Below are 25,016 nucleotides of genomic sequence, written 5' to 3'. Positions count from 1 at the left end.
GGGCGCCCCCGTTGCCTCGGGGGCGCCCGCCGGGTTGTGTCAGGCATGGTTCTGATCACCCAGCGACGCACCGACGCCCCCGACGCCCCGCCCGAGCCGCCGCCGCGCCCGCGGACCGGACGCATCGCGGTGCTCGACGGGCTCCGGCTGGTCGCGGCGCTCATGGTGGTCGGCTACCACTTCCTCGCGTACGACCGGGGCAGCGCGAAGCCGTGGGGAGTCGCCTCCGACGTGGCGTTCCCGGGGCTGTGGCGCGCCGCCTCGTACGGGTGGCTCGGGGTGGAGCTGTTCTTCCTGATCAGCGGTTTCGTCATCGCGATGAGCGCGTGGGACCGGACGCCCGGCGCGTTCGTGCGCTCGCGGGTCACGCGACTGTTCCCGGCGTACTGGGCGGCGGTGCTGCTGACCTTCGCGGTGCTGACCCTGTGGCCGCTGGTCCGTGACCCCGTCTCGGCGAGCGAGCTGCTGGTCAACCTCACGATGCTGCACGAGCCGCTCGGGGTCCGCTCGGTCGACGCCGTCTACTGGACGCTGTGGGTGGAGGCGCGGTTCTACCTGCTGTTCGCGGTGCTGCTCGCGTGGCCGGGCGGGTTGAGCGTCCGCAAGGGTGCGGTCTTCGGCGGGGTGTGGCTCGTCGCCGCGGTCGTCGCCCACCAGGCCGATGTGCCCGCGCTCGACGTGGTCGTGATGCCCGACTACGCGCCGTACTTCGTGGCCGGGCTGGCGCTCTACCTGATCCACCGCGGCGGCGGGCACCCGCTGCTCTGGGGGCTGACCGGCGTGTCCTACCTGCTCGCGCAGCACCACGTGGCGACCATGGTCGGGCGGGTGTCGCGTACCCTCGACCGCCCTTTGGCCGGCTGGCCGGCGCTGCTGCTGGTGACTCTGTGCTTCGCCGCGATGGCGCTGATCGCCACCCGCCGCCTCGACCGTGTCCGCTGGCGGTGGCTGACCGTGGCGGGCGCGCTGACCTATCCGCTGTATCTGCTGCACGAGTACATCGGCTGGACCATGATCGCCGCCCTGCACCCGCTGCTGCCGCGCTGGGCGGTGCTGGCTGTCGTCGTCGCCGCGGTCACCGGGGCGGCGTGGCTGCTGCACCGCTTCGTGGAGCGGCCGCTCGGGCGCGTGCTGCGCGACCGGCTGTCGCGGTCGCTGCCGGGCTGACCGGCCGGGTGCGCACGCCGTCGAGCAGCACGTCGAGATAGCGGTGGGCGGTCGCGGCCCGCTCGGCGGCGTCAGCGGCCGGGTGCACCCGGGCCGCGAAGGCCACCCCGCACATCAGCGGGGTCAGGTCGGCGGTCGTCACGGCCGGATCGGTCGCGCCGGCCGCCCGCGCCCGCTCGAGCAGCTGCCCGAAGACCGCGACGAGCCGCTCCCGTAGCTCCCGGGTGGACGGCAGGGCGGGCTCCGCCGCCGCCAGGGCCGTCGCCACGGCGGCATCGGTGACTTGCACCTCCAGGCCCGCGTGCAGGAAGTCGCGCAGCGCGAGCCACGGGTCGTCGCTGGCCAGGGCCAGCTCGGCCTGCCGGACCTGCGCCTCCAGCCCGGGCGCGGCCAGCGTCTCCAGCAGCGCCTCCGGCGTCGGGAAGCGCCGGTAGACCGTCGCCACGCCGACCTCCGCGGCCCGGGCGACCTCGTTGAGCTGGATCGGCAGCCCGGCGTCGACGAGGCACCGGCCCACCTCGAGGATGCGCTGCCAGTTGCGGGCGGCGTCCTTGCGCAGCGGGGCAGTGGTCATGCCCACAGCTTAGCGGATAGCTCATCCGCTTCTGCTAGCTTGAAGCGGATGACCTATCCCCTTCGAGGAGCCGCCATGCGCGACAGGACGTACGAGATCGTGGGCGAGGGCGGCGGGCCGCTGCTCATCGTCTTCCACGGCTCCAAGCAGACCGGGGGCAGGCACCGGGAGTTCACCGGCCGGGCCTACGACGCCCTCGGCGCCCTGGTGGTCTATCCCGACGGCCACAAGGGCAACTGGAACGACGCGCGGCGCGAGAGCTCCTTCCCGGCCCGCCGCGACAACATCGACGACGTCGGGTTCACCCGCGAGCTGATCGACACGCTGGCCGGCAGCCACAAGATCGACCGTTCGCGGGTCTATGCGGTGGGCTACTCCAACGGCGGCCAGATGGTGATGCGCCTGCTGCACGAGGCGCCGGAGCTGATCGCCGGGGGCGCCGTGATCGCGGCGACCATGCCGGCGCCTTCGAACTTCCTCGGGCCCGAGACGCCGGTGGTCCCGCGGCCGGTCCTGCTGATCCACGGGACCAAGGACCCCATCAGCAGGTACGAGGGCGGCGAGTTCCGCTGGTGGGCCCGCAAGGCGTTCAAGGTCGGCGGCCGGGCCCTGTCCGCCCCGGCGACGGCGGACCACTTCGCGGCGCGCAACGGCATCACCGCGCCGCCGGTCACCACGGCCCTGCCCGCCGCCGGTGCCACGTCGGTCGAGCGCACCGACTACCGGCAGGACGGGCACCCGCCGGTCACCCTCTACACGGTGCACGGCGGCGGGCACACCATCCCGGGACCGGCCAAGGCGCCGGGTGTCATGGGCAGGACCAATCAGGACATCAGTACGGCCGACCTGGTCGCGTCGTTCTTCGCTTTTTCCTGAGCGTTGTCGATCAGGCGACGCGCCACACCCGCCACAGGGCGCTCGGGTCGACGGTCGGGTCGCCGTGAACCAGGAAGAAGCCGGCCGGGCCGCCTTCGCGCAGCACCCCGGCGTCCGGCTCGCCGAGCAGCTCGCCGCCGCGCCACGTGACACAGGCGAGCGCCTCCCACGGCTGCAGACCGGCCTCGACCAGCGTCTCGACCTCCCAGGGCAGGTGGTTCGCGCGGACCGAGCCGCCGCCGGCGTCCGTACCCCCGGCCATGCGCACCCCCGCCGCGTGCGCGAGCCGGGCGCTCTCCTTGGCCCGCTCCAGGCGGTCCCGGATGCGCGTCCGGTTCGCCTCGCCCGTGAACCGCTCCAGCGTGGTGGTCGTGCCGAACGACAACCACGACTTGAGTACGGCCATCGTGGTCACCAGCCGCGTCCCGTGCGCGGCCATCGCGGCGGCGACGTCGGCGTCCAGCTCGAACCCGTGCTCGATGCAGTCCACCCTGCCCGCCGCGGCCGCCGCGGTGTTGGCCAGCCCCGTGGCATGCGCCGTCACCGTGGCCCCCCGCGCGTGCACCGCGTCCACCACCCGCCGCACCTCCGAAGGCGTCCACGGCGCCACGTCCTTGTCCGGCCCGTCGAGATAGAGCTTGACCAGATCGGCCCCGTCGTCGAGCTGCCCGAGCGCGGCCGCGACCAGCGCGTCGGCGTCGCCGGCCTCGACCGCCAGCCCCGGCGGCAACGTCGTCGAGGCGGTCAGCCACGTGCCCGCAGCCCGGATGACCGGCCGGTCCCGGCGCCCCCGCCACCGCTCCCGCACCCCGAGGCTGAGCGCCCGCTCCCGATCCCCGTCGCGCCGCCGCACCGCCCCGACGTCCCGGATCCACCGCACGCCCGCCCGGTGCAGCAACTCCCCGTTGTGCTCGGCCGCCTCCAGCAGCCACTCGGTCGGCCGCTCCCCGTCCGCGATCCAGTGCGACCCGCCCGGCAACGTCACATGGTTGTGCCCGTCGACCAGCCCGGGCACGATCGTCGTCCCGCCGGCCTCGACGATCTCGCAGTCCCGGGGCAGCTCGCCCTCGTCCCCGGCCGGCCGGATCCGGCTGATCCGCCCGTCCTCGACCAGCACACTGACCGGGACCCGCAGCCGGTCCGAGCGGGCATCGGTGAGGGCGGCCTCGCGATACAGGGTTGCGCTCATCGCCCGAACCTACGCCCGATCAGCCCGCCGGGCCGCCCTCGCGCCCGGCCGATGACGAACCCGCGAGCACCGCGGGCAGTCACACTCTCCTCATGACCTCCGATGTCCACGAACTCCAGCAGGCCTTCATCGAGGCCGAGCGCCGCGCCGACACCACCGCCCTGCGAGCCTTGCCGGCCGACGACTTCCGATCCATCGGCGACCAGGGATCCATGCTGGACAAGGCCCAGTGGCTCGGCAAGTTCGGCGACTTCGCCTACACCAGCCTGCGCAGCAGCGACGTCGAAGTGACCGGCTACGACCGCGCGGCGATCGTCCGTTACGTGCAGCGCAGCAGCTCCGTCTGGCGCGGGCAGGAGATGGCGTCGACCACCCGGGTCAGCCAGACGTGGATCGAGCAGGCCGCCGGCTGGCGACTCGCCGGGATGCAGTTCAGCCCGTTCGGCAACGTTTGAGCGCCACCGCACCCTCGGTCGCGGCGGCAGCGAGGCGGAGTGCGTGGTTCGGGCTGCCCGGCCGTCGGGTGCGACCGAGCAGGCTCATGACCTCGCCGGGGGAGGCGCTTTCGGACGCCGGGGCTGGTCAGCCGGTCGCACCGGGGCTCGGGCGCCGGGAGGCCGGCCGCCCTGTCGCCCCAAGGCCGGCGCGCGCAGCGTGGGGGCTCGGGCGCCGGGAGGCCGGCCGGGGTGGGGAGGGTCAGGCGAACTCCTGGTTGCCGAGGACGTCGAGGAAGGCGAGCTGGTCGTGGGCGTCGGAGCCGGGCCGGGGGCGGAAGAGGACGAGGCGGTGGCCGGTGGCGGGGCTCAGGACGACGTCGCACTGCAGGTCGAGCTCGCCGACGGCCGGGTGGCGGATGAGCTTGGGGGCGGAGGCGAGGGCGGCGACGTGCTGCTCGGCCCACAGGGCGGCGAACTCGGGGCTGCGCTGGAGCAGGTCGTCGACCAGGCCGCGGGCGAAGCGGTCGGACGGGGAGCGGTGGGCGACGCCGGCGCGCAGGTCGGCGGCGTAGGCGCGGCCGATGCGGTCGTGCTCGGCCGGGTCGTTGCTGTCGCGGGAGGCCGGGTTGGCGAACCATTGCCACGTGACGTTGGACTGGTAGCCGGGGCGGCCGGCCCAGATGCCCAGGAGATTCTCCGCGGCGCGGTTCTGGGCGACGACCGTGAGCAGGTCGTCGGCGACCTGGGCCGGGGTGGGCCCGAGCCTAGGTCTCGCGCACCCAGGCTGGCGGGGATTCCACTGGCGGGAATTCAGCGGGCGACGACGGGGGACAGGGGCTTCCCGGCGAGCAGGGCGGTCAGGTTGGTGGCGATGCGGTCGGCGGCGCCGATCGGGCGGCCCCCGGCGGCGTGCGGGGTGATGAGGACGTTCGGCTCGTCCCACAGGGGCGAGTCCGGCGGCAGGGGCTCGGTGGCGACGACGTCCAGCGCCGCCCCGGCCAGGCGGCCCCCGCGCAGCGCGGCCAGCAGGGCGGTCTCGTCGACGGTCGAGCCGCGGCCCACGTTGACCAGCCAGGCGTGCGGGGGCAGCAGGTCGAGGACGCGGGCGTCGAGGGCACGCCCGGTGTCCGGGGTGGCGGGCAGGATCATGATCAGGACATCGGTCCGGGGCAGGACGCGCACCAGGTCGCCCGCGGTCACCACCGGGCAGCCGTGGCGCTCGCCGGCGGTGCGGGCGACGCCGGTCACGCGGGCGCCGAGGGCGGTCAGATGCGGGGCGAGGGTGGCCGCGATGCCGCCGAAGCCCCAGATCACCACTTCCGCGCCGCGCAGCGTACGGAAGCTGCCCGGCTCGTGGATCGGCTGGATGCCACCCCATTCCGCCGCCCACCGGTGCCCCACCTGGGCCCGGGTCAGCTGGGGCAGGCGCCGGGCGCAGGCCAGCACCAGGGCGAGGGTGTGCTCGGCGACCGTCACGTCGTGCAGGCCGGTGCCGCCGGTGATCACGACCTCCGGGGCGAAGCCCGCCGCGAGCACCGCGTCCGGTCCCGCCGCGAGCGTCTGCACCCAGCGCAGCCCCCGCAGCCGCCGGGCGGCGTCGGCCAGCTGATCCGCCGGGTTGCCCCACACGACCAGGGCCTCCGCGTCGGTGTGCGCCTCGGGCAGCGGGCGGGCGACCGCGTACGTGACCGCCTCGACCCCGGCGGGCAGGCCGGGGTCGAGATCGATGCTGTCGGGCAGGAGCAGCTTCATGCCCCGCACCCTAGAGCACGTCTGGCGGATCAGGACGGCCCGCACCGGGCCCGGCTTCCGCCTCGCCGCGCTCCGGCGGGATCACCGCGCCGGCGGCCCCGACGGGGGAGTGGACGGCGACGCCGCCGGCCCCGAGCTGACCTGGATCGACACGAAGCCGCCCTTGACCGTCGAGCCGGACGGCACCGTGCCGGCGGCCTGACCGGCGGGGCACTCCGAGGGCACCGGGTCGGCGGCGGTCGTGACGCTGAAGCCGGCGTCCTCGACGCGGCTCGTCGCCTCGTCGACGCTGGTGCACTTCACGCCGGGGATGGACACCTGCTCGCCCTGGACCATGTCGTCGTCGCCCGGGGTCTTGAACTGGGTGCGCTTCTTGCCCTTCATGATGTCGTGCAGGGTGTCGATGACCACCGGGTTCACGACGTTGTGGTCCATCCGGTACGGGTGGTTGGGGTAGTCCGGGTTCACCAGATAGCCGGCCACCGCCATCTGCGCGGTGCTCAGCACCAGCGACGCGGTCTTGTCCCCGTCGGTGGTGCCGGTCTTGCCGAAGATCGGATAGCCGACGCCGCCGCGGGCCGCCCCGGCCGTGGTGTGCCCGCCGCACGAGCCCAGCTGCGCCTGGTCGCCTACCGGGCAGCGGGCGGCGTCGATGGCCGCCCGGGCGACGTCGGCGGAGGTGGCGCGCTTGCACTGCGGCCGGCCGGCATTGACCTTCTTGCCGTCCAGGCTGGTGATCGACTGCACCGGGACCGGTTCGCAGTACATGCCGTCGGCGGCCAGCGTCGCGTACGCGTTGGCGATGTCCAGCGGCGTCGACGCGGACACCCCCAGCGTGAAGGCGCCCCACTCGTCGGCGTACTTGGTGGCCCGCTCCTGGTCGTCCGGGGCGCGGAACTTGACGCCGAAACGCTGGGCGACCTTGACCACCTTGTCCGCGCCGACCTGCTCCTCCAGCGGCACGAAGTACGTGTTGACCGAGCTGCCGAAGCCCGTCCACATGTTGTACGGGCCCTTCTCCGACTTGCCCGCGTTGACCGGGCAGTAGTGCCCGCCGCACTCCGCCGGGGCGCCGCTGTCGAGGTAGGTCGGCGACTTGTAGCGGTACTCCGTGTTGATCGTGTAGCGCAGCGGATAGCCCTTCTCCAGCGCCGCGACCATGGTGAACATCTTGAACACCGAGCCGGCCTGGTAGCCGACGATGTCCCCGCCGCCGGTGATCAGCGGGTTGGTGGTGTTCGGGAAGCTGCCGCGCGCGCCGGCCGCCTTCCGTCTGGGGTCGGGGGAGGGCTTGTTGGTGCCGTCGTCGAGCTTGTACTTGCGGTTGGTGGCCAGCGCCTTCACCTTGCCGGTACGCGGCTCGACCGCGGCCACCACGAGCGCGTCCGCCCGCGAGGTGCTCAGCTTGCCCGCGATGTTGGCGCGGGCGGCCGCCGTGGCCTTGACGTCCATGGACGCGACGATCGTGTAACCGCCGCCCTTGAGCGCGCGCTGCCGGTCGTACGTCGTCTTGCCGAAGGCCTTCTGCTGGTCCCACCAGCGCACGAAGTAGTCGCAGAAGAAGCCCCACGAGTTGGTACGCACGGCCGTGCAGCCGTTCCCCGCCCGCTTGACCTTCGTGCTGACCTTGACCTTGACCGCCTCGGCCTGCTGCGCGTCGGTGATCATGTTGAGGTCGCGCATGTTCTTGACGACCCAGTCGCGGCGGTCCTGCAGCGCCTTCGCGCCCTGGGCGGTGGTCGGGTCGTAGTCCGAGGTGCCGCGCACGATGCCCGCGAGCTGGGCCGCCTGGGCCACGGTGAGCTGCTTGGGCTGCTTGCCGAAGTAGATCTGGCTGGCCGCGAAGACGCCGAACGCGCCGTTGCCGAAGTCCGCGGTGTTGAGATAGCCGACGAGGATGTCCTGCTTGCTCATCCGCTTCTCGAGCTCCATGGCGTACTTGATCTCGTTGATCTTGCGCCGGTTGGTCTTGGCGGTGGCGTCGATCACCCCCTGCCACGTCGTCGCCGAGTAGGTCAGCGTCATGCGCACGTACTGCATCGTCAGCGTCGAGGCACCCTGCTGGTCGTTGCCGCCGCTGTTGCTGACCGCGGCCCGGACCACGCCCTTGAGGTCGACGCCGTGGTGGTGGTAGAAGTTGTGGTCCTCGGCGGCGACGATCGCGTCGAGCATCACCTTCGGCACGTCCTTGGCCGCGACGTCCCGGCGGAACTCGTCGAAGAACTTGGTGATCTCGGTCTTGCCGTCCGCGGCGAGCAGCCGGCTGTACTGCGGGGCGCTCGCGGCCTTGAGCTCGCTGGGCAGCTCGTCGAACGACTCGTTCCCGGCCTTGGCGGCGAGGCCGGACAGCGCGGCGGCGGGGAAGGCGGCGGCGGCCACGATCACGCCGCTGAGCAGGCCGCAGAGCACCAGCAGCGAGGCGCTGACGAGAAATTTGCGGGAGGGCAGACGCATGGGGTCCTCGGAAATCGGATCGGGGGTTCGCGGCGGACGATAACGCCCCCGCGCAACCCCGGTGATCTCCGTCGAAACAGCGACACCCCGCCCGGCACCGGCCGGACGGGGTGTGACGTGCGCGCGCTGGGTGTTACTTGGTGATGCCGGCCGCCGGGCAGTACTTCGCGAAGGTGCCCGCGCAGACCTCGTCCTTCTTGGCGAAGCCGTCGTTGATGACCAGCTTGACGTCCTTCTTCATGATCCGGATCGGGTCCAGCAGCACCGAGGCGACGTAGGCCCCCGACTCGACGTCCTTGGTCTGCTGGTCGGCCTTGACCTGGTCACCCTTGAAGATGCCGATCGCGAGCTTGGCGGCCGCGTCGGCCTCCTTCTTGATCGGCTTGTAGACCGTCATGCACTGGTCGCCGGCGAGGATGTTCTGCAGGCCCTCGACCGAGGCGTCCTGACCGGTCACCGGGATCTTGCCGTTCATGCCGCGGGCGCGCAGCACGTCGATGACCGCGGCGGCCATGCCGTCGTTGGCCGAGAGCACGCCGTTGATGTCGTTCTGGTACTGGTTCCACATCTCGGTGAAGATGGCCTTGGCCAGCTCCGGCTTCCAGCCGTCCACGGACTGGTCGGGACCCTTGAGGTACGCGCCGCTGTCGAACTTCTTCGACAGGACGCCGTCGTAGCCCTCCTTGAACTGGGTCGCGTTGTTGTCCGAGGGCGAGCCGTTGACGTAGGCCACGCGCGGGCTCTTGACGCCCTTGGCGGTCAGGCACTTGACCAGGCCCTCGCCCTGCATCTGCCCGACCAGCTTGTTGTTGAAGCTGACGTAGTAGTCGGCGTTGCCGTTGAGCGTGAGCCGGTCGTAGTCGATGACCCGCACGCCGGCCTCGTGGGCCCGGTCGATGGCGTACTTGCCGCTCTCCGGGTCGAGGCTGGCGATGATCAGCACCGTGGCGTTGTCGGCGATCATCTTGTCGGCCAGGCTCTTGAACTCGTCGGCGCTGCCGTTGGCGTTCTTGATCGTCACGGGGACGTCCTGGGCCTTGAACGCCGCCTCGAGCAGACGCGGGTCGTCGCTGCCCCAGCGCTGGCTGGACTCCGTGTCGGGCAGGATGACGCCGACCATGCCGGTGCCGTCACCGCCCCGCTGCTTCACGGCGGCTTTGCCGCCGGCGCTGTCATCATCGCTACATGCCGCGACGGTGCTCATGATGAGCAGTCCGGCAGCGGCGAGGCTCACCAGTTTGCGGCGCACGTGATCTCCTCGAGGGGGGCTGAAGCGCGGGCAAGGCTACCAGTGCCGCGTTGCGAAAGATCCAGCGGATCGTCGTCGTGACGGAAGTGTTGCGATTCGCCCGGCAAGATCAAGAACATTCGTTGTCTATGCTCAGCGGTCATGGCGGACGAGGTGCTGCTCGGCGAGATCACCTGCCCCTCGGGCACCCTCGTGCTCCTCGACGGCGGATACCTCGGCCTGTGGTCCGGCGAGCGCGCGGGCGGCCGGGCGGTGGACTTCGAGGTGCACGGACCCGACGCCGTCCCGGCGGCCCGCACTTTCGACCGCGGCCCCGGCCTCGCGCTGTACGACGTGCCCGCCCACTGGGCCCCCGGCTTCGCCGCGATGTTCCGGCGCCACTGCGCCGAGCGCGGCCTGGACGCGACGCTGACGGCCCATCCGCGCCAGATCCCGCACCGCGACCGCGCCCGCCGGGCGATCGCCGCCGGCCGGCCGGACTTCCCCATGATGGGCGTCCCGGTCGTCCCCGTCGGCGCGGTGCCGCCTGACCGGCCGCTGCCGGTCACCGCCACCCCCGCCGAGTACGGATGGCTCGACATCGTCATCACGCTCAGCGACCATACGCCGGTCGCCCGCCGCTCGCACGGGGCGATCGGCGTCGACAACGCCCGTCTGGCCTGCGCCGACGCGGACGCGCTGTCCGCCTGGGTCCACGACGACCCCCTCGACGGGCGCGCCGACCTCGTGGTCCGGGGGCCCGACGGCAGCCGGGCCGCCCCGGACGCTGCCGCGCTGCCGGGCGACGGCGGTCAGGGCTGGCTGGACCTGCCCTTCGACCAGGCGGTGAGCCGCGCCCTCGACCTGGAGGACTACGCCGAGCACCACCCCGACCGCCGCTTCGCCGTCGACCTGCGCCCGCACTCCCACCAGTGGCAGCTCATGTCCCGGGTCCGCGCCTCCCCGGTCGAGGCGGCGACCCTCGACGTCGGCGGTGCCACGATGCTCGTCGCGATGACCACGACCGACGACGGGATGCTCCCGGTGGAGCTGGCGACCGACGCGTCCGGCGCCCCGGTGGAGATCCGCGTCCGCATCCGTCCCGCGGATCGGCCGCTTTCTTGAAAGAGCCGGCCGTCAGGCGGTGGCGACGCGGGCGACGCCGCGGGCAGGCATGCGGACCACGCCGCGGGCCGGGACGACTGCGGGGGCGGCGGTGCGGCGGGTGGTGCGGGTCGCCGCGAGCAGGACTGTGCAGACGATCAGCGCGCTGGTCAGGCCGACCATCGCCGAGGCCCACACGGCGGGTTGCCCGGTGAACAGGCCGTAGGTCATCCAGGAGCCGCACGCCGCGGCGGCCAGGCGCCAGCGCAGCGGGGACAGGCCGCTCATGTCCTGGGTGCGGTCGCGCAGCAGGGACAGCGGCTGCGGGACGGCGGAGATCAGCGACGCGACGGCGAGGATCGTGCCGAGGACGGCGGCGGCCTGGGTGCCGGTCACCGGCGTGAGCCCGGCGACGGCGGCGCTGGCCCCGGCGGCGGTGAAGATGGCGGCTGCCCCGGCGGCGCTGCGCAGCGTACGACGGGAGCGGTTCTTGACCATGACGGCGGTGAGCACGCCCAGGCTCGCCGAGCCCGTGACGACGTTGGTGACGACCTGTACCGTCTCGCCGGTCAGCAGCCCGTACGTGATCCACGCCGCGGGCATCGCCACGCCCATCCAGCAGGCCGCCACCGACAGGCCCGTGGTGCGGCCCTTGACGCAGGAGCGCCAGACCTGGGGCCAGGGGAGGGCGATGGACAGGGCGGCGCCGAACCAGCCGAGCAGAGCGATGGGGTGCATGATCCGTTTCCGGTCGAGGGTCAGAAGCGACCGGCGATGTCTCGCGGCCACCTGACCCTTCGCCCGGGCAGGAACGGATCTGACAAGATCAACTAGTGAGACGGAACACGGAGGGTTATCACCGTCCGGCAACCAAGTTCGCGTGGGACCGGCCGAAACGGGAGTCAGCGGGCACGCTGCGTGACGGCACCCTGGTTGCACCGGACGGGCACCGCGGGACTAACCGACGGTGGCTCCCGCCGCCTTGACCAGCGCCACGGTCTGCTCGATCGTGGCGGCGCGGTCCGCGGCGAACGCGTCGTCGATCACCACGGCCGGGTCGGCCGGATAGACCAGCGCGGAGATGTGCAGGTGCCCGCCGGGGATGTCGGTGGCGCCGAGCTCCCGCCGCAGCCGGTTCGACCGGTACATGCTCTCGTTCGACAGGTAGTTCCCGCCGCCCCCGGACTGCGCCTGCGCCCCCGCCGACGGCCCGTCGTCCGTGCAGGTCACCGGTCCGGCCGGACGGGTGCCCGCGGCCCACTCGCAGACCCGCGGGTTGAGCGCCACCGGCCACGGTCCCGTCCCGGCGTCGATCATCTCCTGGTACGGCAACGTGGTCTCGATGAACTCGGGAGTCAGCGAAGGGATGGTCTTCAGTCCGGTTCGGGTGGCGGGCGGGGCGGTGGGATGGGGCTGGGGCCAGCCCGGCGCCGGCGGGATCAGTTCGGCTTCACCCTCGTTGTTGTTGTCGGCGCTGCCGCCGCGCCACGCGCCCGCCCACTGCTCGATGTTCATGACGCCGCGGTTGCCCTGGCTGACGGTCATGATCAGGTCGGCGCGCTCGCGGGCGCCCCGGACCAGATGCGGGCCGAAGGCGTCCTCCACGATCCCGGCGTCGAAGCCGCTCCACGTGACCGGGAGGACCACCGACTGCACGCGAACCGTCCGCCCGCCGTCCCGGAAGGTCCGCCCGTCGAGCTGCAACGCCGACGCGCCGGAGGGGTTGGAGCGCCGGATCTCCCCGTTCAACTGGTACGGGTCGAAGCCACTGACCAGCACCCGCGTCACGCCGGGGCCGAACGTGGTCGAGGTGATGCCGCGGGCCGCGTACTCATAGGCTCTCAGCAGTGCGGCCCGCTCGCCGGCGCCGACCGCGAAGCGTGGCGCCCACTGCCGGATGTCGCGCGTGCCGAGCAGCCGCGTCCAATACAGCGGCCGATCGTCGTAGCGGTCGATCGTCCCGATCGCCACCTTGCCCTGCGCCCGCGCGACGGCGGTGCGCCACAGCAGCGCGCCTTGCGCGGCGAGCAGCCGCTTCGCGGCGGAGACCGACGGCGCCAGGCAGAGCGACTTGCGCAAGATTTCCGGGTACGCCCCGAGCCCGCCCGCCTCGACCAGCTCATACGGCACGCGCGTCCCCGGCGTGTCGATGCGCCCCTCCTCGTACGTGACCGGGGCCGCCCGGTCGAAGCACGCCGCCGGACTCGCCGCAGCCGCCTGCGGAAGGCTCACGACACCCGCCGTGAGCACCGTGACGAGACTGATCGCGAACGCACGCACCCGGCACCCACCTCCGCCGACAACATCGACGCCAGTGACTATAGCGTGGGCCGGTACCGCGTGCGCGTCCCGAACGTCCGGTCGGCCGGCTCCACGTACGCGAGCCGCGGCACCTCCGCCGCCGGCGCCCCGAAGACCTCCCGCGCCACCAGCTCCCACGTGGGCCGGAACCCGAACAGCACCGTCCACGGCTCCCCGCCCCAGCCGCTCCACCCACCCGTCCAGCCGCGCCGCGAGCGCATCGGTCCTCCGTCCCGGCCGGCGCGGTCGGCGCTCGGCTCCGGCTCGTCCAGCGTCGCGCAGGGTGCGCTCGAGCTCCTCGCGACCGGCGGGAATGAAAGCGACAGGCGGGCCGGGTGCGAGCAGGATGACCGGATGACGCTCGCCCATGACGTGACCGGGGACGGTCCTGCCGTCCTGCTGCTGCACTCGACCGCCGCCGACCGCCGGATGTGGGACGCGCAGGTGCCCGCGCTGGCGGCCGCCGGGCACCGGGTGGTCCGGCCCGACTTCCGGGGGTACGGGGAGACGCCCGCGCCCTCCCGGTCGTGGAACGACGCCGACGACGTGGTGGGGCTGCTCGACGAGCGGGGAGTGGCCGTCGCGGCGGTCGTCGGGGCCTCGGGCGGCGGCAAGGTGGCGCTGGAGCTCGCGGCGCGCTGGCCACAAAGGGTCCGGCGGCTTGTCCTGCTGTGCACGGCGACGGCGGACTTCGAGCCCGGGCCGGAGTTGCGGGCCTTCGGGGCGGAGGAGGACGTGCTGCTCGAGGCCGGGGACGTGGCCGCCGCCACGGAGCTCAACGTGCGGACGTGGCTGGGGCCGGAGGCCACCGAGGCGGTGCGCGACAAACTGCGCGAGATGCAGCGGCACGCGTTCGAGGTGCAGCTGGCGGCGCCCGAGGTGGCGCCCGTACGGGTGGCGGTCGATCTGGCCGCGATCACCGCGCCCGCGCTGCTGGTGTCGGGGGCCTACGACCTGCCGGACTTCCGGCGCATCGCCGTGGACCTGGCGGCGCGGCTGCCCGAGGGGCGGCATCTGGAGCTGGACCGGGCCGGGCACCTGCCCGCGATGGAACGACCCGGCGAAGTCTCCGAGCTGCTGATCGACCTGCTCTGAGCGCTCAGTCCAGCAGGCCGCTGTAGTCGGCGACCGTCAGGGGCGTGTTGGACAGCGAGCCGTCGGCGCGGGGAACGTACAGGGGCTGGGCCTCGGCCTCGAACGACACGGTGCCCACCTCGGTCTGGCTGGTCAGCGTGCACACGATCTGGCCGAAGGCGAGCACTTCGTCGCTGCGGGGCGGCTGGTTGTCGCGGTCGGCGAGGGTGATCGTGGCGCGCCGGTCGGCCAGCGTCATGCCGGTCACCGTCATCGTGCTCAGCGCGCTGGTCAGGCCGTCGGCGCTCTCCTCGGTGGTCGGCCCGGCGAGCAGCGCGTCGAGCTGCTCGCGCGGGGTCAGCGGGGCCGGGACGCGCCGGGGCACCCGGACCAGCCGGCCGTCGCGGACGAAATAGAGCCGCAGCGCCACGGACCCGGCCCCGTTGGGCACGGGGTTGCCGGAGGCGTCGATGCGGCCCGGGGTCTCGATCGGGCGCGGCTCGTCGTCCAGGGGCACCCCGCAGCCGCCGGCCGCGAGGGCCAGGGCCAGGGTTCCGAGCGAGCGGCGCCTCACGGCGTACATCCTGGCAGGTCGACGCGGAAGCGGGCGCCGCCGCCCGGCCGGTCCGTCACGGTGGCCGTGCCGCCGTGCGCCGCCGCGTGCTGCGCGACGAGCGCGAGGCCCAGCCCGGTGCCCGCGGTGTCGGCCCGCGCGCCCGCCGAGCGGCCCCGCACGAACCGGTCGAAGATGAGCGGCTTGTCCTCGGGGCTCACCCCCGGGCCCTCGTCGTCGACCTCGATGGTGCCGACGCCGTCCGACAACCGCAGCCGTACGGCCACCGCGCCCCCGCCGTACGCCCGCGCGTTGTCCAGCAGGTTGCCGAGCAGCTGCCCGACGAGCCGCCGGTCGACGCACCACGGGCCGCCGGGGGCCGCGTCGACGATCGCCGGGTCGACGCCCCGCTCGCGGCACACCTGACCCGCCAGCTCGGGCAGGTCCACCGGCACCCGCTCGGCCGGGCGGTCGCCCCGGGACAGCTCCAGCAGGTCGTTGACGAGCTGCTGGAAGCGGGCCACCTCGGCACTGACCAGGCCGGCCGCGGTGGCCGTACGGTCGTCGAGCTGGTCGCGGCGGCGCTCGAGCACGCTGACCGCGGCGGCCAGGGTCTGCAACGGCGACCGCAGCTCGTGGCTGACGTCGGCGGCGAAGCGGCGGTCGCGTTCCAGCCGGGTGGACAGCTCGTCGACCATGTGGTTGAACGACGTGGTGAGCCGGCCCAGGTCGGGCTCGGCCGCCGGGTCCAGCCGGTACTTCGAGGCGCCCCCGGCGATCTCCTCGGCGGCGTCGGCCACGCGGCGCAGGGGACGCAGGACGTAGCGGCTGGCGTACCAGCCGAGGCCGGCGCCCAGGAACGCCGTGCTCACCGCGACCAGGGTCAGCACCACGGTGAGCACGCTGAGCGTGTGCTCGAGCTCCCGCAGCGAGTCGACCTCGTAGAACACCACCGACTCGGACAGCGGCACGGCCACCACCAGCGTCGGCGTGCCGTCCGCGCGGACCCGCTGCACCGACGGCACGCCCTCGGCGGCGCGGCGCTGCAACTCCGGGGGTACGGCCACCGCCGCGCCCGTGTCGGCCTGGCGGGCGTACCACTCGTTGTCACGCTGGAGCAGGGCGCGTCTGTTCTCGCCGGTGTCGAGCGTGCGCAGCACCGCCACGACGTCGGGGTCACGGGACGTGCCGAGGCCCGCGCGCACCACCGAGGCGTCGTAGTAGGCGGCCCGGACGGCGGTGCGCTCCCGCTCGTCGAGCAACGACTGGCGCACCACCTGGAACGACACCAGCGCCATGGTCGCGCTCAGGGCGAGCGCTCCGGCCGCGAAACCCGCGATGACGCGTACGCGAAGCCCGGCGCGCTTCATCTCTGCAACTTGTAGCCCAGGCCGCGGACGGTCACCAGCCGTCGCGGGGCACCGGCGCCGTCCTCGATCTTCTGCCGTAGCCGGCCCACGTGCACGTCGACCAGGCGCTCGTCGCCGCCGTCGTAGCCCCACACCCGCTGCAGCAGCTGCTGGCGGGACAGCACCCGGCCGGGGTGCTCGGCCAGCTCGCACAGCAGCTGGAACTCCGTGCGCGTGACGGCCACCGGCTCCCCGCGCAGCCGCACCTCGCCGGCCTCGGGTGAGATCTCCAGGTCGCCGAAGGCCAGCACGGGCACCTCGGCCGCCAGGGCCACCCGGGCCCGCCGGCGCAGCGCCCGGAGCCGGGCCGTCAGCTCCTTGACCGCGACGGGCTTGACCAGATAGTCGTCGGCGCCGGCCTCGAGCGCCGCCACGATGTCGTGGGTGTCGTCGCGGGCGCTGATCACCACGATGGGGACGTCGTCGGAGCGGCGCAGCTGCCGGATGCACTCGAACCCGTCGATGCCGGGCAGCATGAGGTCGACCAGCACCGTGTCGGCGGGGCTGCGGCGCTGCGCGGCCAGGCCCTCCTCGGCGGTCGGGGCGCCCGTGGCCGCATAGCCCTCGTCCTCCAGCGCGAGCACCAGGGACAGGCGGATCCGGTCGTCGTCCTCGATCACCAGTACGGCTGACATGTGCCCAGTGTCGCCGGGTCCCGGCGGCGCGGCCTAATCCCGGCGGGTGGTGCCGGTTACTTGTCACAGAACCGTCACATGGATGCGAGATCTCCGCCACACCGCCGGGCGAATCTGGCTGTCGTGCGAGCGGAACATCCGGTGCGGGAGGCGACTGTCGTGGTCACCGAGGCGTTCGACGGCGCGGCCGTCGACCGCTGGCGGGCCCGGCTGGACGCCGCCGCGGCGCTGCGCCCGGCGCGGCTCGTGGTCGACCTGCGCCGCAGCCCCCGCATCGACGCCGCCGCCATCGGGGTGCTGCTGAGCGTGCACCGCCAGATGCTGCGCGCGGACGGCCGGCTGCTGCTGCGCGCCCCGGTGGACCGGGTCCGCCGCGTGCTCGGGCTGGCCCGCGTCGACCATGTCCTCGAGGTGGAGGAGGCCCGATGAGCCCGGCGCAGGTGGAGCTGGAGGAACACCCCGAGGCCGCCGTGGTGCGCGTCCGCGCGTCCCTCGACGCGGCGGTCACCGGTCAGCTGCGGACGGTCCTGGCCCGCGCGGCCGAGGCCCATCCCCACCTCGTGGTCGACCTCGCCGGCGTCCCGATGCTGGACACCGCCGCCCTGGGTGCCCTGGTCCGCGCCCACCGCGCGGCCCGGCGCCACGACGGCACGGTCTGCCTGGCCGGCGCGTCCCGCGTGGTGATCACCGTGCTGCACACGATGCACGTCGACGGGCTCTTCCCGCTCTTCGACGACTGCGCCGAGGCCCTCGACTGGCTGCGCACCTCGCAGGTGGCCACGGCCTGAGCCGGGTGCGCGCCGTCATGGGCGGCGCGCGTCCGGAAGCACCCGCGGGCGTCCGAACCGGACACCCGCGCGCGCAGCCGGGGCGGCACTTGGCGGAGCGCCGCCCGGACCCATGATCGGCGCCGCAGATGGCGGTGCGCCCCCGGGCGCGTGACATTTGCGTGACGGCGGGTCGCGTCCTCGTGACGAGAGAAACGCTCACTTCGGCGCGGGGCGCGCCGATCGGGGAGTGCCACAACCCGTGAGGTGATGCACTACGGTCAGTCGATCAGTGGTCAGCCGGCGGAGGGAGCCTCGGTAGTGGGCACGGATTCCCACCTGCAGGCGTTGCGCACCCTGCACGCGGTCACCAAGCGCGTGCACGCGAGCCTCGACCTCACCGCCACGCTCGACGCCGTGGCCGCCGGCATCGTCGAGGTCGCGGGGTTCGGGCTGGCCGCGGTCAACCTGGCCGAGCCGAACGGCGACTACCTCACCGTCGCCGTGGCGGGCAGCGACGAGCTGCGCAAGGAACTGCTGGGCAGCCGGGGCTCGGCGGAGAACTGGCGCGAGCTGTTCCGCCGCTCCGAGCGCTGGGGCTCGCTCTACTTCGTCGACCACCGGGTCGGCGTACCGGAAAATCTGTATGTCTGGACGCCGGACATCGCGCCCAGCGAGGACCCGGAGATGTGGCATCCGGAGGACTGCCTCTTCGCGCCGCTGTGGGCGCCGACGGGGGAGTGGCTCGGGGTGCTCAGCGTCGACCTGCCCGAGGGCCTGCGCCGCCCGGGGCCGGAGCAGCAGGAGATCCTGGCGCTGTTCGCCGAGCACGCGGCCATCGCCATCCAGCACGCGCGGCTGCACTCGGCGCTCGAGCGCAGCCAGGCCGAGGCCGAGTACGCCGCGACGCACGACTCGCTCACCGGGCTGGCCAACCGCTCGCTGCTGCGCACGCGCTCGGAGGTGACCTCGCCGGCCGGGCGGCTGGGCCGGCGGGTGGGGGTCCTGGTGGTCGACCTGGACGGCTTCAAGAAGATCAATGATGCGTACGGGCACGAGGCCGGCGACGAGGTGCTGGTGGCCGTGGCCGACCGGCTGCGCCGTGTGCTGCCCGACGCCGACGTCATCGCGCGCACCGGGGGCGACGAGTTCGTGGCCGTGCTGGCCGGAGGCGCATTGGCGACGCCGATCGCCGCCACGGCCGAGCGGTTGCGCTCGGCCCTCGCCGAGCCGATCGCCGGGGCGGCCGGGGTCTGTCAGGTGGGCGCGAGCGTCGGGTGGGCGCTGGGCGATCCGGGAGCCGACGTGGCCGCGCTGATCGCCGAGGCCGATCACGCCATGTACGCCCAGAAGCGGCGCTCGGGGTCATATTTGTGAGGACCGTTACGGTCTTTCAGGGACCAAGGTGGTCCGCGACGGACTAACTTGGTCCGTATGCGTCGCCCCACCCGGCAGGAGATCGACGACGAGATCGTCGACCAGGCCGCTGCGCTGTTTGCCCGGCACGGCCTGCGTGAAACCTCCGTGCAGCGCATCGCGGACGCGGCCGGCTATTCCAAGACCGGGCTGCTGCACCGCTTCCCCAGCAAGGAAGCGCTGTGGGAGGCGGTCTCCGAGCGCTGCACGGCCTTGCTGCGCGAGGTCGCCGCCTGTCCCGGTGACCTGCCGCCCGGACCCGAGCGCGATCGGGCCGTGCTCTCCGCGCTGGCCGACGTCGCCCTGGCCCACCCCGGCATGATCGCCCTGGTGCTCAGCGCGTTCAGCCGCTCGGCCGAGCCCGGTGACTCGCCGCTGCTCGACGAGGTGGGCGAGGTGCTGTTCGCGGCGTTCTCCGTACCCGCCGACCTGCCCGACGTGGCCCGCGGCGCCCGGGTCGTGGGGGCCCTCGGCGCGCTCGCCGTCGCCGCCCTCGCCCTGCGTGACCTTCCCGCCGGCCAGGTGCGCGAGCACCTGGTCGCGCTCAGCTCCGACACGCTCGGGCACCCGCGCCCGGCGCTCTGAAAGGACCTCTCGTGGCCACCTTCCTGCACCGACTGGGCCTGGGCGCGTTCCGGCACCGGTTGCTCGTCACGGCCGTCTGGCTCGTGGTGCTGCTCGCCACCGTGGCGGGCACGATCTTCCTGTCCGGCAAGACGGTCAGCACCTTCAGCATCCCGGGGCAGGAGTCGACGACCGCGCTCCACCTGATCGACGAGCGCTTCGGCGACGGCGCCAACGGCGCGACCGCCCAGGTCGTCATGGCCACCACGGACGGCTCACCGATCACCGGCCGGGCCAACGCGGCCAAGGTCGCCGCTCTCGTCGCGCAGCTGGGCAAGCTGCCGGGCGTCGCGAGCGCGTCGAACCCGCTCGACCCGCAGGCGCCCACCGTGGCGCAGGACCGGACCGCGGCGTACAGCACGGTGACGTACCCGGTGGTGGCGACCGAGATCACCGACGACCAGCGGGCCCAGCTGCTCGACACGGTCGCCGCCGCGGGCAGGTCCGGCCTCACCGTCGAGATCACCGGCGAGGCCAGCCAGGAGAACGCGGCGGACATCGGCGGCCCGGCCGAGGCGATCGGCGTGGTCGTGGCGCTGCTCGTGCTGGCCCTCACGTACGGGTCGCTGGTCACCGCGGGCATGAACCTGCTCACCGCCGTCGTCGGCGTGGGCATCGGCGCCCTCGGCATCACCACGCTGACCGGCTTCGTCGACCTGCAGTCGACCACCCCGATCCTCGCTGTCATGCTCGGCCTCGCCGTCGGCATCGACTACGCCCTGTTCATCGTGACGCGGCACCGGCAAGAGCTCCTGCACGGACGTACGCCGGAGGACGCCGCCGCCCTCGCCGTCGGCACCGCGGGCTCGGCCGTCGTCACGGCCGGCATCACCGTCGTCATCGCGCTCGCGGGCCTCGCCGTCGCCGGAGTGCCGTTCCTGACCGAGATGGGCATCGCCGCCGCGTGCACGATCGTCGTCGCGGTGCTGATCGCGATCACGCTCGTACCGGCGGTCCTGGGGTTCATCGGCCGCCGGGCGCTGCCGCGCAAGCTGCGGTCCTCCGGCGCTGTGGCCTCCGTCTCGGACGGCCGCGGCTTCTACAAGGGGTGGGCCGCCGCGGTCACCCGCCACCGCGTGGTGAGCCTGCTGCTGGCCGTCGCCGTGCTCGCCGTCGTGTCGATCCCGTTCTTCTCCATGCGCACGTCGCTCATCCAGCCGCCGGCCGAGGGCAGCACGCAGGCCAAGGCGCAGGAGCTGATCGCCCGGCACTTCGGGCCCGGCTTCAGCGGCCCGCTGCTCGTGCTGGTCGACGGTTCCCCCGCGCGCGCCACGACATTGGCGCAGCAGGTGCAGGGCCTCGACGACGTGGCCCTGGTCGCGCCGCCGACACCGAACCAGGCGGGCGACGCCGCGCTCATCACGGTCATCCCGGCCTCCGAGCCGGACAGCGCCTCCACGGTGGACCTCGTGCACGCGATGCGCGACAGCTTCGAGGGCCAGGACGGCGTCTACGTCACCGGCCAGACCGCGGTCAGCGTCGACGTGTCCCAGAAGCTCGAGGACGCGCTGCCGCGCTATCTGATCCTGGTCGTGGGGCTGGCGCTCGTCCTCCTGATCCTGGTCTTCCGCTCGATCCTGGTCCCGGTCGTCGGCGTCATCGGCTTCCTGCTCACCATCGGCTCCGCCCTGGGCGCCACCACGGCCGTCTTCCAGTGGGGCTGGCTCCAGCAGGTCGTCAACGCCGAGACCACCGGCCCGCTGCTCAGCCTCTCGCCGATCATCGTCATCGGCATCCTCTTCGGCCTCGCCATGGACTACCAGGTCTTCCTGGTCTCCCGCATGCACGAGGCCCACGCCCACGGCGTCTCGCCCCGCGACGCCATCGTCACGGGCTTCCGCCAGGCCGCCCCGGTCGTCGTCGCCGCGGCCACCATCATGTTCTCGGTCTTCGCCGGCTTCGTCCCGGAGGGCAACGACACGATCAAGCCGATCGCCTTCGCCCTGGCCCTGGGCATCCTCTTCGACGCGCTGATCGTCCGCATGATCGCGGTGCCGGCGGCGCTCGGGCTGATCGGCCGGGCCGCGTGGTGGCTGCCGCGCTGGCTGAGCTGGCTGCCGGTCCTCGACGTGGAAGGCACGGCCCTGGAGCGCAAGGTCCCCGACGCGTCGCCCGAGCCGCCGGTTCCGGCCGCCCGCTGACTCGGACGGCCTCACCCCGCCCGCGTTCTCGGCCGGCCTCACCCCGCCCGCTTTCTGGGCCGGCCTCCTGTACGGCGACGCCGACGAGGAACTGCTCGAAGCCCTGTTCAGCGACGGCGAGCACACCTGGCTGACCGATCAGATCGAGCAGTTCCACCAGGAGCTCGAACAAGCCGGCACCTGGCCCGTCCTGAGAGCCGGCACCGTCGCCATGGTCGCCTGGCACGGCCACGGCACGGAAGGCTACGACTTCGTGGTGCTGCCGGGCGGCGGCCGGTGCATCAGCGTGGCGGGCGTGGAGGGACACTTCTCCGGGCCGGGGCTGTCCTGGCCGGAATTGCAGCGGCTGGTCGCCCGGGGCACCCTGGGAACCGCCGCCCAGCGTCTCCTCCTGTTCCTGCCCGCCACGGGCGACGCGAACCTCCCGCCGGACGCGGTCACGGACGTCGCCCGGGCGTTGCTGAGCGTCGGCAACACCACGTGCGGCTATGACATCGCCAGGGAGGCCGCGGAGCAACTGCTCGCGGGAGGTCCTCGATGGACGACGGAGGGGGAGGCGAGGGTCTGCGACGGCGACCATGCGGTTCGCCGGGCGGGCGGCCTGCCGGAGGACGATCTGCTCGCGGTGACGCGGGCCCTGCGATGAAACCCGTCGCGGAGTGGACCGTCACCGCCATCGGCGAGCGCGACTTCCGATTCACCGGGCTAGGGTGCGGGGATGGTGTTCTGGCAGCTGACGATCGACGCGAACGAGCCGGAGAAGCTTGCGCGCTTCTGGGCCGCCGCGCTGGGATATGTGGCGGTGCCGCCGGGCGGGGACGACACGACGTGGGGTGTGCACTACCGGCGGGCGGTGGGGGAGCGGGCGGCGTTCGAGGACCGGTTGTTCGATCCGGACGGGGTGCGGCCGCCGTTGTGGTTCCAGCGGGTTCCCGAGGGCAAGGCCGGCAAGAACCGGCTGCACATCGACTTCTATCCGACCGGGCGCGACGACACGCTGCCGGTGGCGCGGCGGGCCGAGATCGTGGACGCGCGGGTGGCGGAGTTGGTCGCGCTCGGGGCGGGCGTGGTGTCGCGGCATCGGCAGGACCCGCCGGAGAGTCCGGACTATCACGTCGTTATGCGTGATCCCGAGGGCAACGAGTTCTGCGTGGGTTAGGTCGCCTTCCGCAGGCCGTCGAGGGCCAGGGCGAGGACGCGGTCGCGCTGGGCTTCGTCGATGTAGGAGGCGGAGGTCAGGCCCGAGACCATGCGCAGGAGGTCGTCGATGCGGACGTCGGGGCGGACGGCGCCGGCTTCCTGGGCTCGGGTCAGGAGGGGCTCGCCGGCTTCGTACATGGTGGCTCGGCAGGCGGCGAACATCTCGGACTCGCGGTTGAGGGCCTCGACGACGGCTCGTTTGGTGACGGCGTACTCGACGAAGCGGTGGAGCCAGGTGACCAGGGCGTCCCACGGGGGGAGGCCGGCGACGTCGGCGGCGACGCGGGCGAGTTGGTCGACCTCTTCGACGTAGACGGCTTCGAAGAGGTCGCGGCGGGCCGGGAAGTTGCGGTAGAGGGTGCCGATGCCCACGCCGGCGCGGCGGGCGATGTCTTCGAGGGAGGCGTCGGTGCCGTGCTCGGCGAAGGCGGTGCGGGCCGCGGCCAGCAGGGCGTCGAAGTTGCGGCGGGCGTCGGCGCGCTGGGGGCGGCGGACCGGGAGCGCGGACATGGAGACCCTCCTCACAGGCTCCGGGCTTGCTAACCGGAGGCATGCCTCCACTAATCTGGAGGCATGCCTCGACTTTATCAGGCGGCGCCGCGCGTGACCTTCACCGTGCTGGCTGCCGCCGCGGCTGCGTTCTCGCTGATGCAGTCACTGGTCACGCCCGTGCTGCCGACCATCCAGCACGACCTGCACACCGACGCGGGTACGGTCACCTGGGTCCTCACCGCGTGGCTGCTCAGCGCGTCGGTGTCCACGCCGTTGCTGGGCCGCGTCGCCGACATGGCAGGCAAGGACCGGACTCTGCTCGTCGCGCTCGGCGCCATCGTCGTCGGGTGCGCCATGGCGGCCCTCGCGCCGAATGTGGGCGTACTCATCGCCGCTCGCGTGGTCCAAGGCCTGGGCGGCGCGGTCTTCCCGGTCTCGTTCGGCATCATCCGCGACGAGTTCCCGCCCGCGCGCGTGGCTTCGGCCGTCGGAGTGCTGGCGGCGGTCATCGCCACGGGCGGTGGCATCGGCATCGTGCTCGCGGGCCCGATCGTGGGGGTGCTCGACTGGCGCTGGCTGTTCTGGATCCCGATGGCCGTCGTGGTCGTGGTCACCGCGGTCGCCTGGCGCGTCGTGCCGCCCTCGCCCGTACGGATGCCGGGGCGTTTGAACTGGGTTTCCGCCGGGCTGCTCTCGGGCTGGCTCGTCGCCCTGCTGCTGCCGCTGAGCAAGGGCTCGACCTGGGGCTGGGCCGACGCGAAGACGCTCGGTCTGCTCGGCGTCGCCGCGGTCCTCCTCGCCGGCTGGCTCGTCGCGGAGCTGCGGTCGGCCAACCCGCTGATCGACATGCGCATGATGCGCCTGCCCGCCGTGTGGACCACCAATCTGGTCGCCCTGCTGTTCGGTGCGGCGATGTTCGGGATCTTCGCCTTCCTGCCGCAGCTGCTGCAGGTGCCGGCCCGCAGCGGGTACGGCTTCGGGGCCACCGTCACGACCGCCGGCCTGCTGATGCTGCCCATGATGGTGACCATGGCCGTGTCCGGCTCGGCCAGCGGCCCGTTGTCGCGGTGGCTGGGCAGCAAGGCGCAGGTGCTCGTGGGTGCCGGGCTGGCCACGCTGTCGTGCCTCGGCTTCGCCCTGGCCCACGACGCCTACTGGACGATCGCCGTCACGGGCGCCGTCTTCGGCGTCGGCATGGGTCTCGTCTACTCGTCGCTGGTCAACCTCATCGTCCAGGCGGTGCCCCGGCACCAGACGGGCGCGGCGAGCGGCATGAACACCAACATCCGTACGGTGGGAGCCTCCCTGGGCACCGCGCTGGTCAGCTCCATCGTCACCGCCCACCCGGGTGGCGGCGGCCTGCCCGCGGAGTCCGGCTACACGACGTCCTTCCTGGTGCTGGCCGGGGCGGGCGCGGCGGCCTTCCTGGTCGCCCTCCTGATCCCCGTCGCCCGGCCCGTCGCGGAGCCGTCGCCGGTGGTGCTGCCGGAGCTGAGCCCGGTCGAGGTCTAGGCGGTGTTTCGTGGGTCAGGGCGAGTCGCCGGCGAGGTCCAGGTTTCGTCTCGCAAGTGGGGCGGAAGGTTCGATACCGGTGTTGTATCGGGCCTTTCGCACCGCGCCGCG

26 protein-coding genes are annotated in these 25,016 nt (G+C 73.1%); 13 read left to right on the top strand and 13 right to left on the bottom strand.

The genetic code is table 11. From position 1 onward, the window contains the following. The first annotated feature begins 45 nt into the window (after positions 1–45). Complete coding sequence (locus RAN62_RS06800) at positions 46–1,167, top strand: acyltransferase family protein (protein WP_305783608.1); 1,122 nt, start codon at positions 46–48, stop codon at positions 1,165–1,167. Here RAN62_RS06800 and RAN62_RS06795 read toward each other — a convergent pair. After that, a complete protein-coding gene (locus RAN62_RS06795) occupies positions 1,076–1,741 on the bottom strand; it encodes a TetR/AcrR family transcriptional regulator (protein ID WP_305783607.1) in 666 nt (221 codons plus the stop codon). The genes RAN62_RS06800 and RAN62_RS06795 overlap by 92 nt on opposite strands. A 75-nt stretch (positions 1,742–1,816) precedes the next feature. Between RAN62_RS06795 and RAN62_RS06790 the strand changes: the two genes are divergently transcribed. Further along, a complete protein-coding gene (locus tag RAN62_RS06790; RefSeq protein ID WP_305783606.1) occupies positions 1,817–2,617 on the top strand; it encodes a CE1 family esterase in 801 nt (266 codons plus the stop codon). 10 nt (positions 2,618–2,627) lie between these two features. Here the strand turns inward: RAN62_RS06790 and RAN62_RS06785 are convergent, their stop codons facing one another. Then, on the bottom strand, positions 2,628–3,806 hold the full coding sequence (locus tag RAN62_RS06785) for an amidohydrolase family protein (protein WP_305783605.1): 1,179 nt from the start codon (positions 3,804–3,806) through the stop codon (positions 2,628–2,630). A gap of 92 nt (positions 3,807–3,898) precedes the next feature. Here RAN62_RS06785 and RAN62_RS06780 point away from each other — a divergent pair, with 92 nt between their 5' ends. Beyond that, the gene (locus tag RAN62_RS06780) at positions 3,899–4,261 is read left to right on the top strand and encodes a nuclear transport factor 2 family protein (RefSeq protein WP_305783604.1); all 363 of its coding nucleotides are present in this window, start codon (positions 3,899–3,901) and stop codon (positions 4,259–4,261) included. A 241-nt stretch (positions 4,262–4,502) separates the two neighbouring features. On the opposite strand, the gene RAN62_RS06775 is transcribed toward RAN62_RS06780, so the two are convergent. The 4 genes from RAN62_RS06775 to RAN62_RS06760 all read right to left on the bottom strand — a co-directional run bounded on the left by RAN62_RS06775 (position 4,503) and on the right by RAN62_RS06760 (position 9,698). Further along, positions 4,503–5,057 (bottom strand): MmyB family transcriptional regulator, encoded by a 555-nt coding sequence (locus tag RAN62_RS06775; RefSeq protein WP_305783715.1) that lies wholly within the window; start codon positions 5,055–5,057, stop codon positions 4,503–4,505. Next, the gene (locus tag RAN62_RS06770) at positions 5,054–5,995 is read right to left on the bottom strand and encodes a phosphoglycerate dehydrogenase (RefSeq protein WP_305783603.1); all 942 of its coding nucleotides are present in this window, start codon (positions 5,993–5,995) and stop codon (positions 5,054–5,056) included. Before RAN62_RS06770 ends, RAN62_RS06775 begins: the two co-directional genes overlap by 4 nt. An 81-nt stretch (positions 5,996–6,076) precedes the next feature. Continuing rightward, positions 6,077–8,449 (bottom strand): transglycosylase domain-containing protein, encoded by a 2,373-nt coding sequence (locus RAN62_RS06765; RefSeq protein ID WP_305783602.1) that lies wholly within the window; start codon positions 8,447–8,449, stop codon positions 6,077–6,079. A gap of 133 nt (positions 8,450–8,582) precedes the next feature. Then, the gene (locus tag RAN62_RS06760; RefSeq protein ID WP_305783601.1) at positions 8,583–9,698 is read right to left on the bottom strand and encodes a sugar ABC transporter substrate-binding protein; all 1,116 of its coding nucleotides are present in this window, start codon (positions 9,696–9,698) and stop codon (positions 8,583–8,585) included. Between the two features lie 141 nt (positions 9,699–9,839). On the opposite strand from RAN62_RS06760, the gene RAN62_RS06755 reads away from it, so the two are divergent. Beyond that, positions 9,840–10,802 (top strand): hypothetical protein, encoded by a 963-nt coding sequence (locus tag RAN62_RS06755; RefSeq protein WP_305783600.1) that lies wholly within the window; start codon positions 9,840–9,842, stop codon positions 10,800–10,802. A 12-nt stretch (positions 10,803–10,814) separates the two neighbouring features. Here the strand turns inward: RAN62_RS06755 and RAN62_RS06750 are convergent, their stop codons facing one another. From RAN62_RS06750 to RAN62_RS06740, 3 genes are all read right to left on the bottom strand, one after another. Further along, positions 10,815–11,519, bottom strand: a complete 705-nt coding sequence (locus RAN62_RS06750) for a SemiSWEET transporter (RefSeq protein ID WP_305783599.1) — start codon at positions 11,517–11,519, stop codon at positions 10,815–10,817. A 219-nt stretch (positions 11,520–11,738) separates the two neighbouring features. After that, positions 11,739–13,061, bottom strand: coding sequence for a PA0049 C-terminal domain-containing protein (locus RAN62_RS06745; protein ID WP_305783598.1), 1,323 nt, complete (start codon positions 13,059–13,061; stop codon positions 11,739–11,741). Between the two features lie 38 nt (positions 13,062–13,099). Continuing rightward, positions 13,100–13,303 carry a hypothetical protein gene (locus tag RAN62_RS06740; RefSeq protein ID WP_305783597.1) on the bottom strand — a complete coding sequence of 68 codons (204 nt, stop codon included), beginning with the start codon at positions 13,301–13,303 and terminating at the stop codon, positions 13,100–13,102. 133 nt (positions 13,304–13,436) lie between these two features. On the opposite strand from RAN62_RS06740, the gene RAN62_RS06735 reads away from it, so the two are divergent. Continuing rightward, positions 13,437–14,177: an alpha/beta fold hydrolase gene (locus tag RAN62_RS06735; RefSeq protein WP_305783596.1), complete on the top strand. Its 741-nt coding sequence runs from the start codon at positions 13,437–13,439 to the stop codon at positions 14,175–14,177. A 4-nt stretch (positions 14,178–14,181) separates the two neighbouring features. Here the strand turns inward: RAN62_RS06735 and RAN62_RS06730 are convergent, their stop codons facing one another. Genes RAN62_RS06730 through RAN62_RS06720 form a run of 3 tightly spaced genes read right to left on the bottom strand, consistent with a single transcriptional unit; the run spans position 14,182 to position 16,753 of the window. Beyond that, positions 14,182–14,730, bottom strand: a complete 549-nt coding sequence (locus RAN62_RS06730; RefSeq protein ID WP_305783595.1) for a GerMN domain-containing protein — start codon at positions 14,728–14,730, stop codon at positions 14,182–14,184. After that, the gene (locus RAN62_RS06725; protein WP_305783594.1) at positions 14,727–16,079 is read right to left on the bottom strand and encodes a sensor histidine kinase; all 1,353 of its coding nucleotides are present in this window, start codon (positions 16,077–16,079) and stop codon (positions 14,727–14,729) included. Before RAN62_RS06725 ends, RAN62_RS06730 begins: the two co-directional genes overlap by 4 nt. Beyond that, entirely contained in the window at positions 16,076–16,753 is a 678-nt protein-coding gene (locus RAN62_RS06720; protein ID WP_305783593.1) for a response regulator transcription factor, read from the bottom strand. Before RAN62_RS06720 ends, RAN62_RS06725 begins: the two co-directional genes overlap by 4 nt. A gap of 123 nt (positions 16,754–16,876) precedes the next feature. Between RAN62_RS06720 and RAN62_RS06715 the strand changes: the two genes are divergently transcribed. The 7 genes from RAN62_RS06715 to RAN62_RS06685 all read left to right on the top strand — a co-directional run bounded on the left by RAN62_RS06715 (position 16,877) and on the right by RAN62_RS06685 (position 22,860). Continuing rightward, entirely contained in the window at positions 16,877–17,182 is a 306-nt protein-coding gene (locus RAN62_RS06715; protein ID WP_305783592.1) for an STAS domain-containing protein, read from the top strand. Then, positions 17,179–17,541 (top strand): STAS domain-containing protein, encoded by a 363-nt coding sequence (locus RAN62_RS06710; protein ID WP_305783591.1) that lies wholly within the window; start codon positions 17,179–17,181, stop codon positions 17,539–17,541. The genes RAN62_RS06715 and RAN62_RS06710 overlap by 4 nt, the downstream gene beginning before the upstream one ends. Before the next feature lie 300 nt (positions 17,542–17,841). After that, positions 17,842–18,897, top strand: coding sequence for a sensor domain-containing diguanylate cyclase (locus RAN62_RS06705; protein WP_305783590.1), 1,056 nt, complete (start codon positions 17,842–17,844; stop codon positions 18,895–18,897). A gap of 57 nt (positions 18,898–18,954) precedes the next feature. Next, positions 18,955–19,521: a TetR/AcrR family transcriptional regulator gene (locus RAN62_RS06700; protein WP_305783589.1), complete on the top strand. Its 567-nt coding sequence runs from the start codon at positions 18,955–18,957 to the stop codon at positions 19,519–19,521. 11 nt (positions 19,522–19,532) lie between these two features. Further along, positions 19,533–21,701 (top strand): MMPL family transporter, encoded by a 2,169-nt coding sequence (locus RAN62_RS06695; protein ID WP_305783588.1) that lies wholly within the window; start codon positions 19,533–19,535, stop codon positions 21,699–21,701. A 211-nt stretch (positions 21,702–21,912) separates the two neighbouring features. After that, on the top strand, positions 21,913–22,347 hold the full coding sequence (locus tag RAN62_RS06690; protein WP_305783587.1) for a hypothetical protein: 435 nt from the start codon (positions 21,913–21,915) through the stop codon (positions 22,345–22,347). Between the two features lie 72 nt (positions 22,348–22,419). Further along, positions 22,420–22,860 carry a VOC family protein gene (locus tag RAN62_RS06685; RefSeq protein WP_305783586.1) on the top strand — a complete coding sequence of 147 codons (441 nt, stop codon included), beginning with the start codon at positions 22,420–22,422 and terminating at the stop codon, positions 22,858–22,860. Here the strand turns inward: RAN62_RS06685 and RAN62_RS06680 are convergent. Then, positions 22,857–23,411, bottom strand: coding sequence for a TetR/AcrR family transcriptional regulator (locus RAN62_RS06680; protein WP_305783585.1), 555 nt, complete (start codon positions 23,409–23,411; stop codon positions 22,857–22,859). The genes RAN62_RS06685 and RAN62_RS06680 overlap by 4 nt on opposite strands. A 63-nt stretch (positions 23,412–23,474) precedes the next feature. Between RAN62_RS06680 and RAN62_RS06675 the strand changes: the two genes are divergently transcribed. Beyond that, positions 23,475–24,905, top strand: a complete 1,431-nt coding sequence (locus tag RAN62_RS06675) for an MFS transporter (protein ID WP_305783584.1) — start codon at positions 23,475–23,477, stop codon at positions 24,903–24,905. Positions 24,906–25,016: the final 111 nt, after the last annotated feature.

Source organism: Symbioplanes lichenis, assembly GCF_030709675.1.
GTDB classification, from domain to species: domain Bacteria; phylum Actinomycetota; class Actinomycetes; order Mycobacteriales; family Micromonosporaceae; genus Actinoplanes; species Actinoplanes lichenis.
The sequence above is the reverse complement of the archived record's forward strand: the minus strand, read 5'-3'. Positions and strand labels throughout refer to the sequence as shown.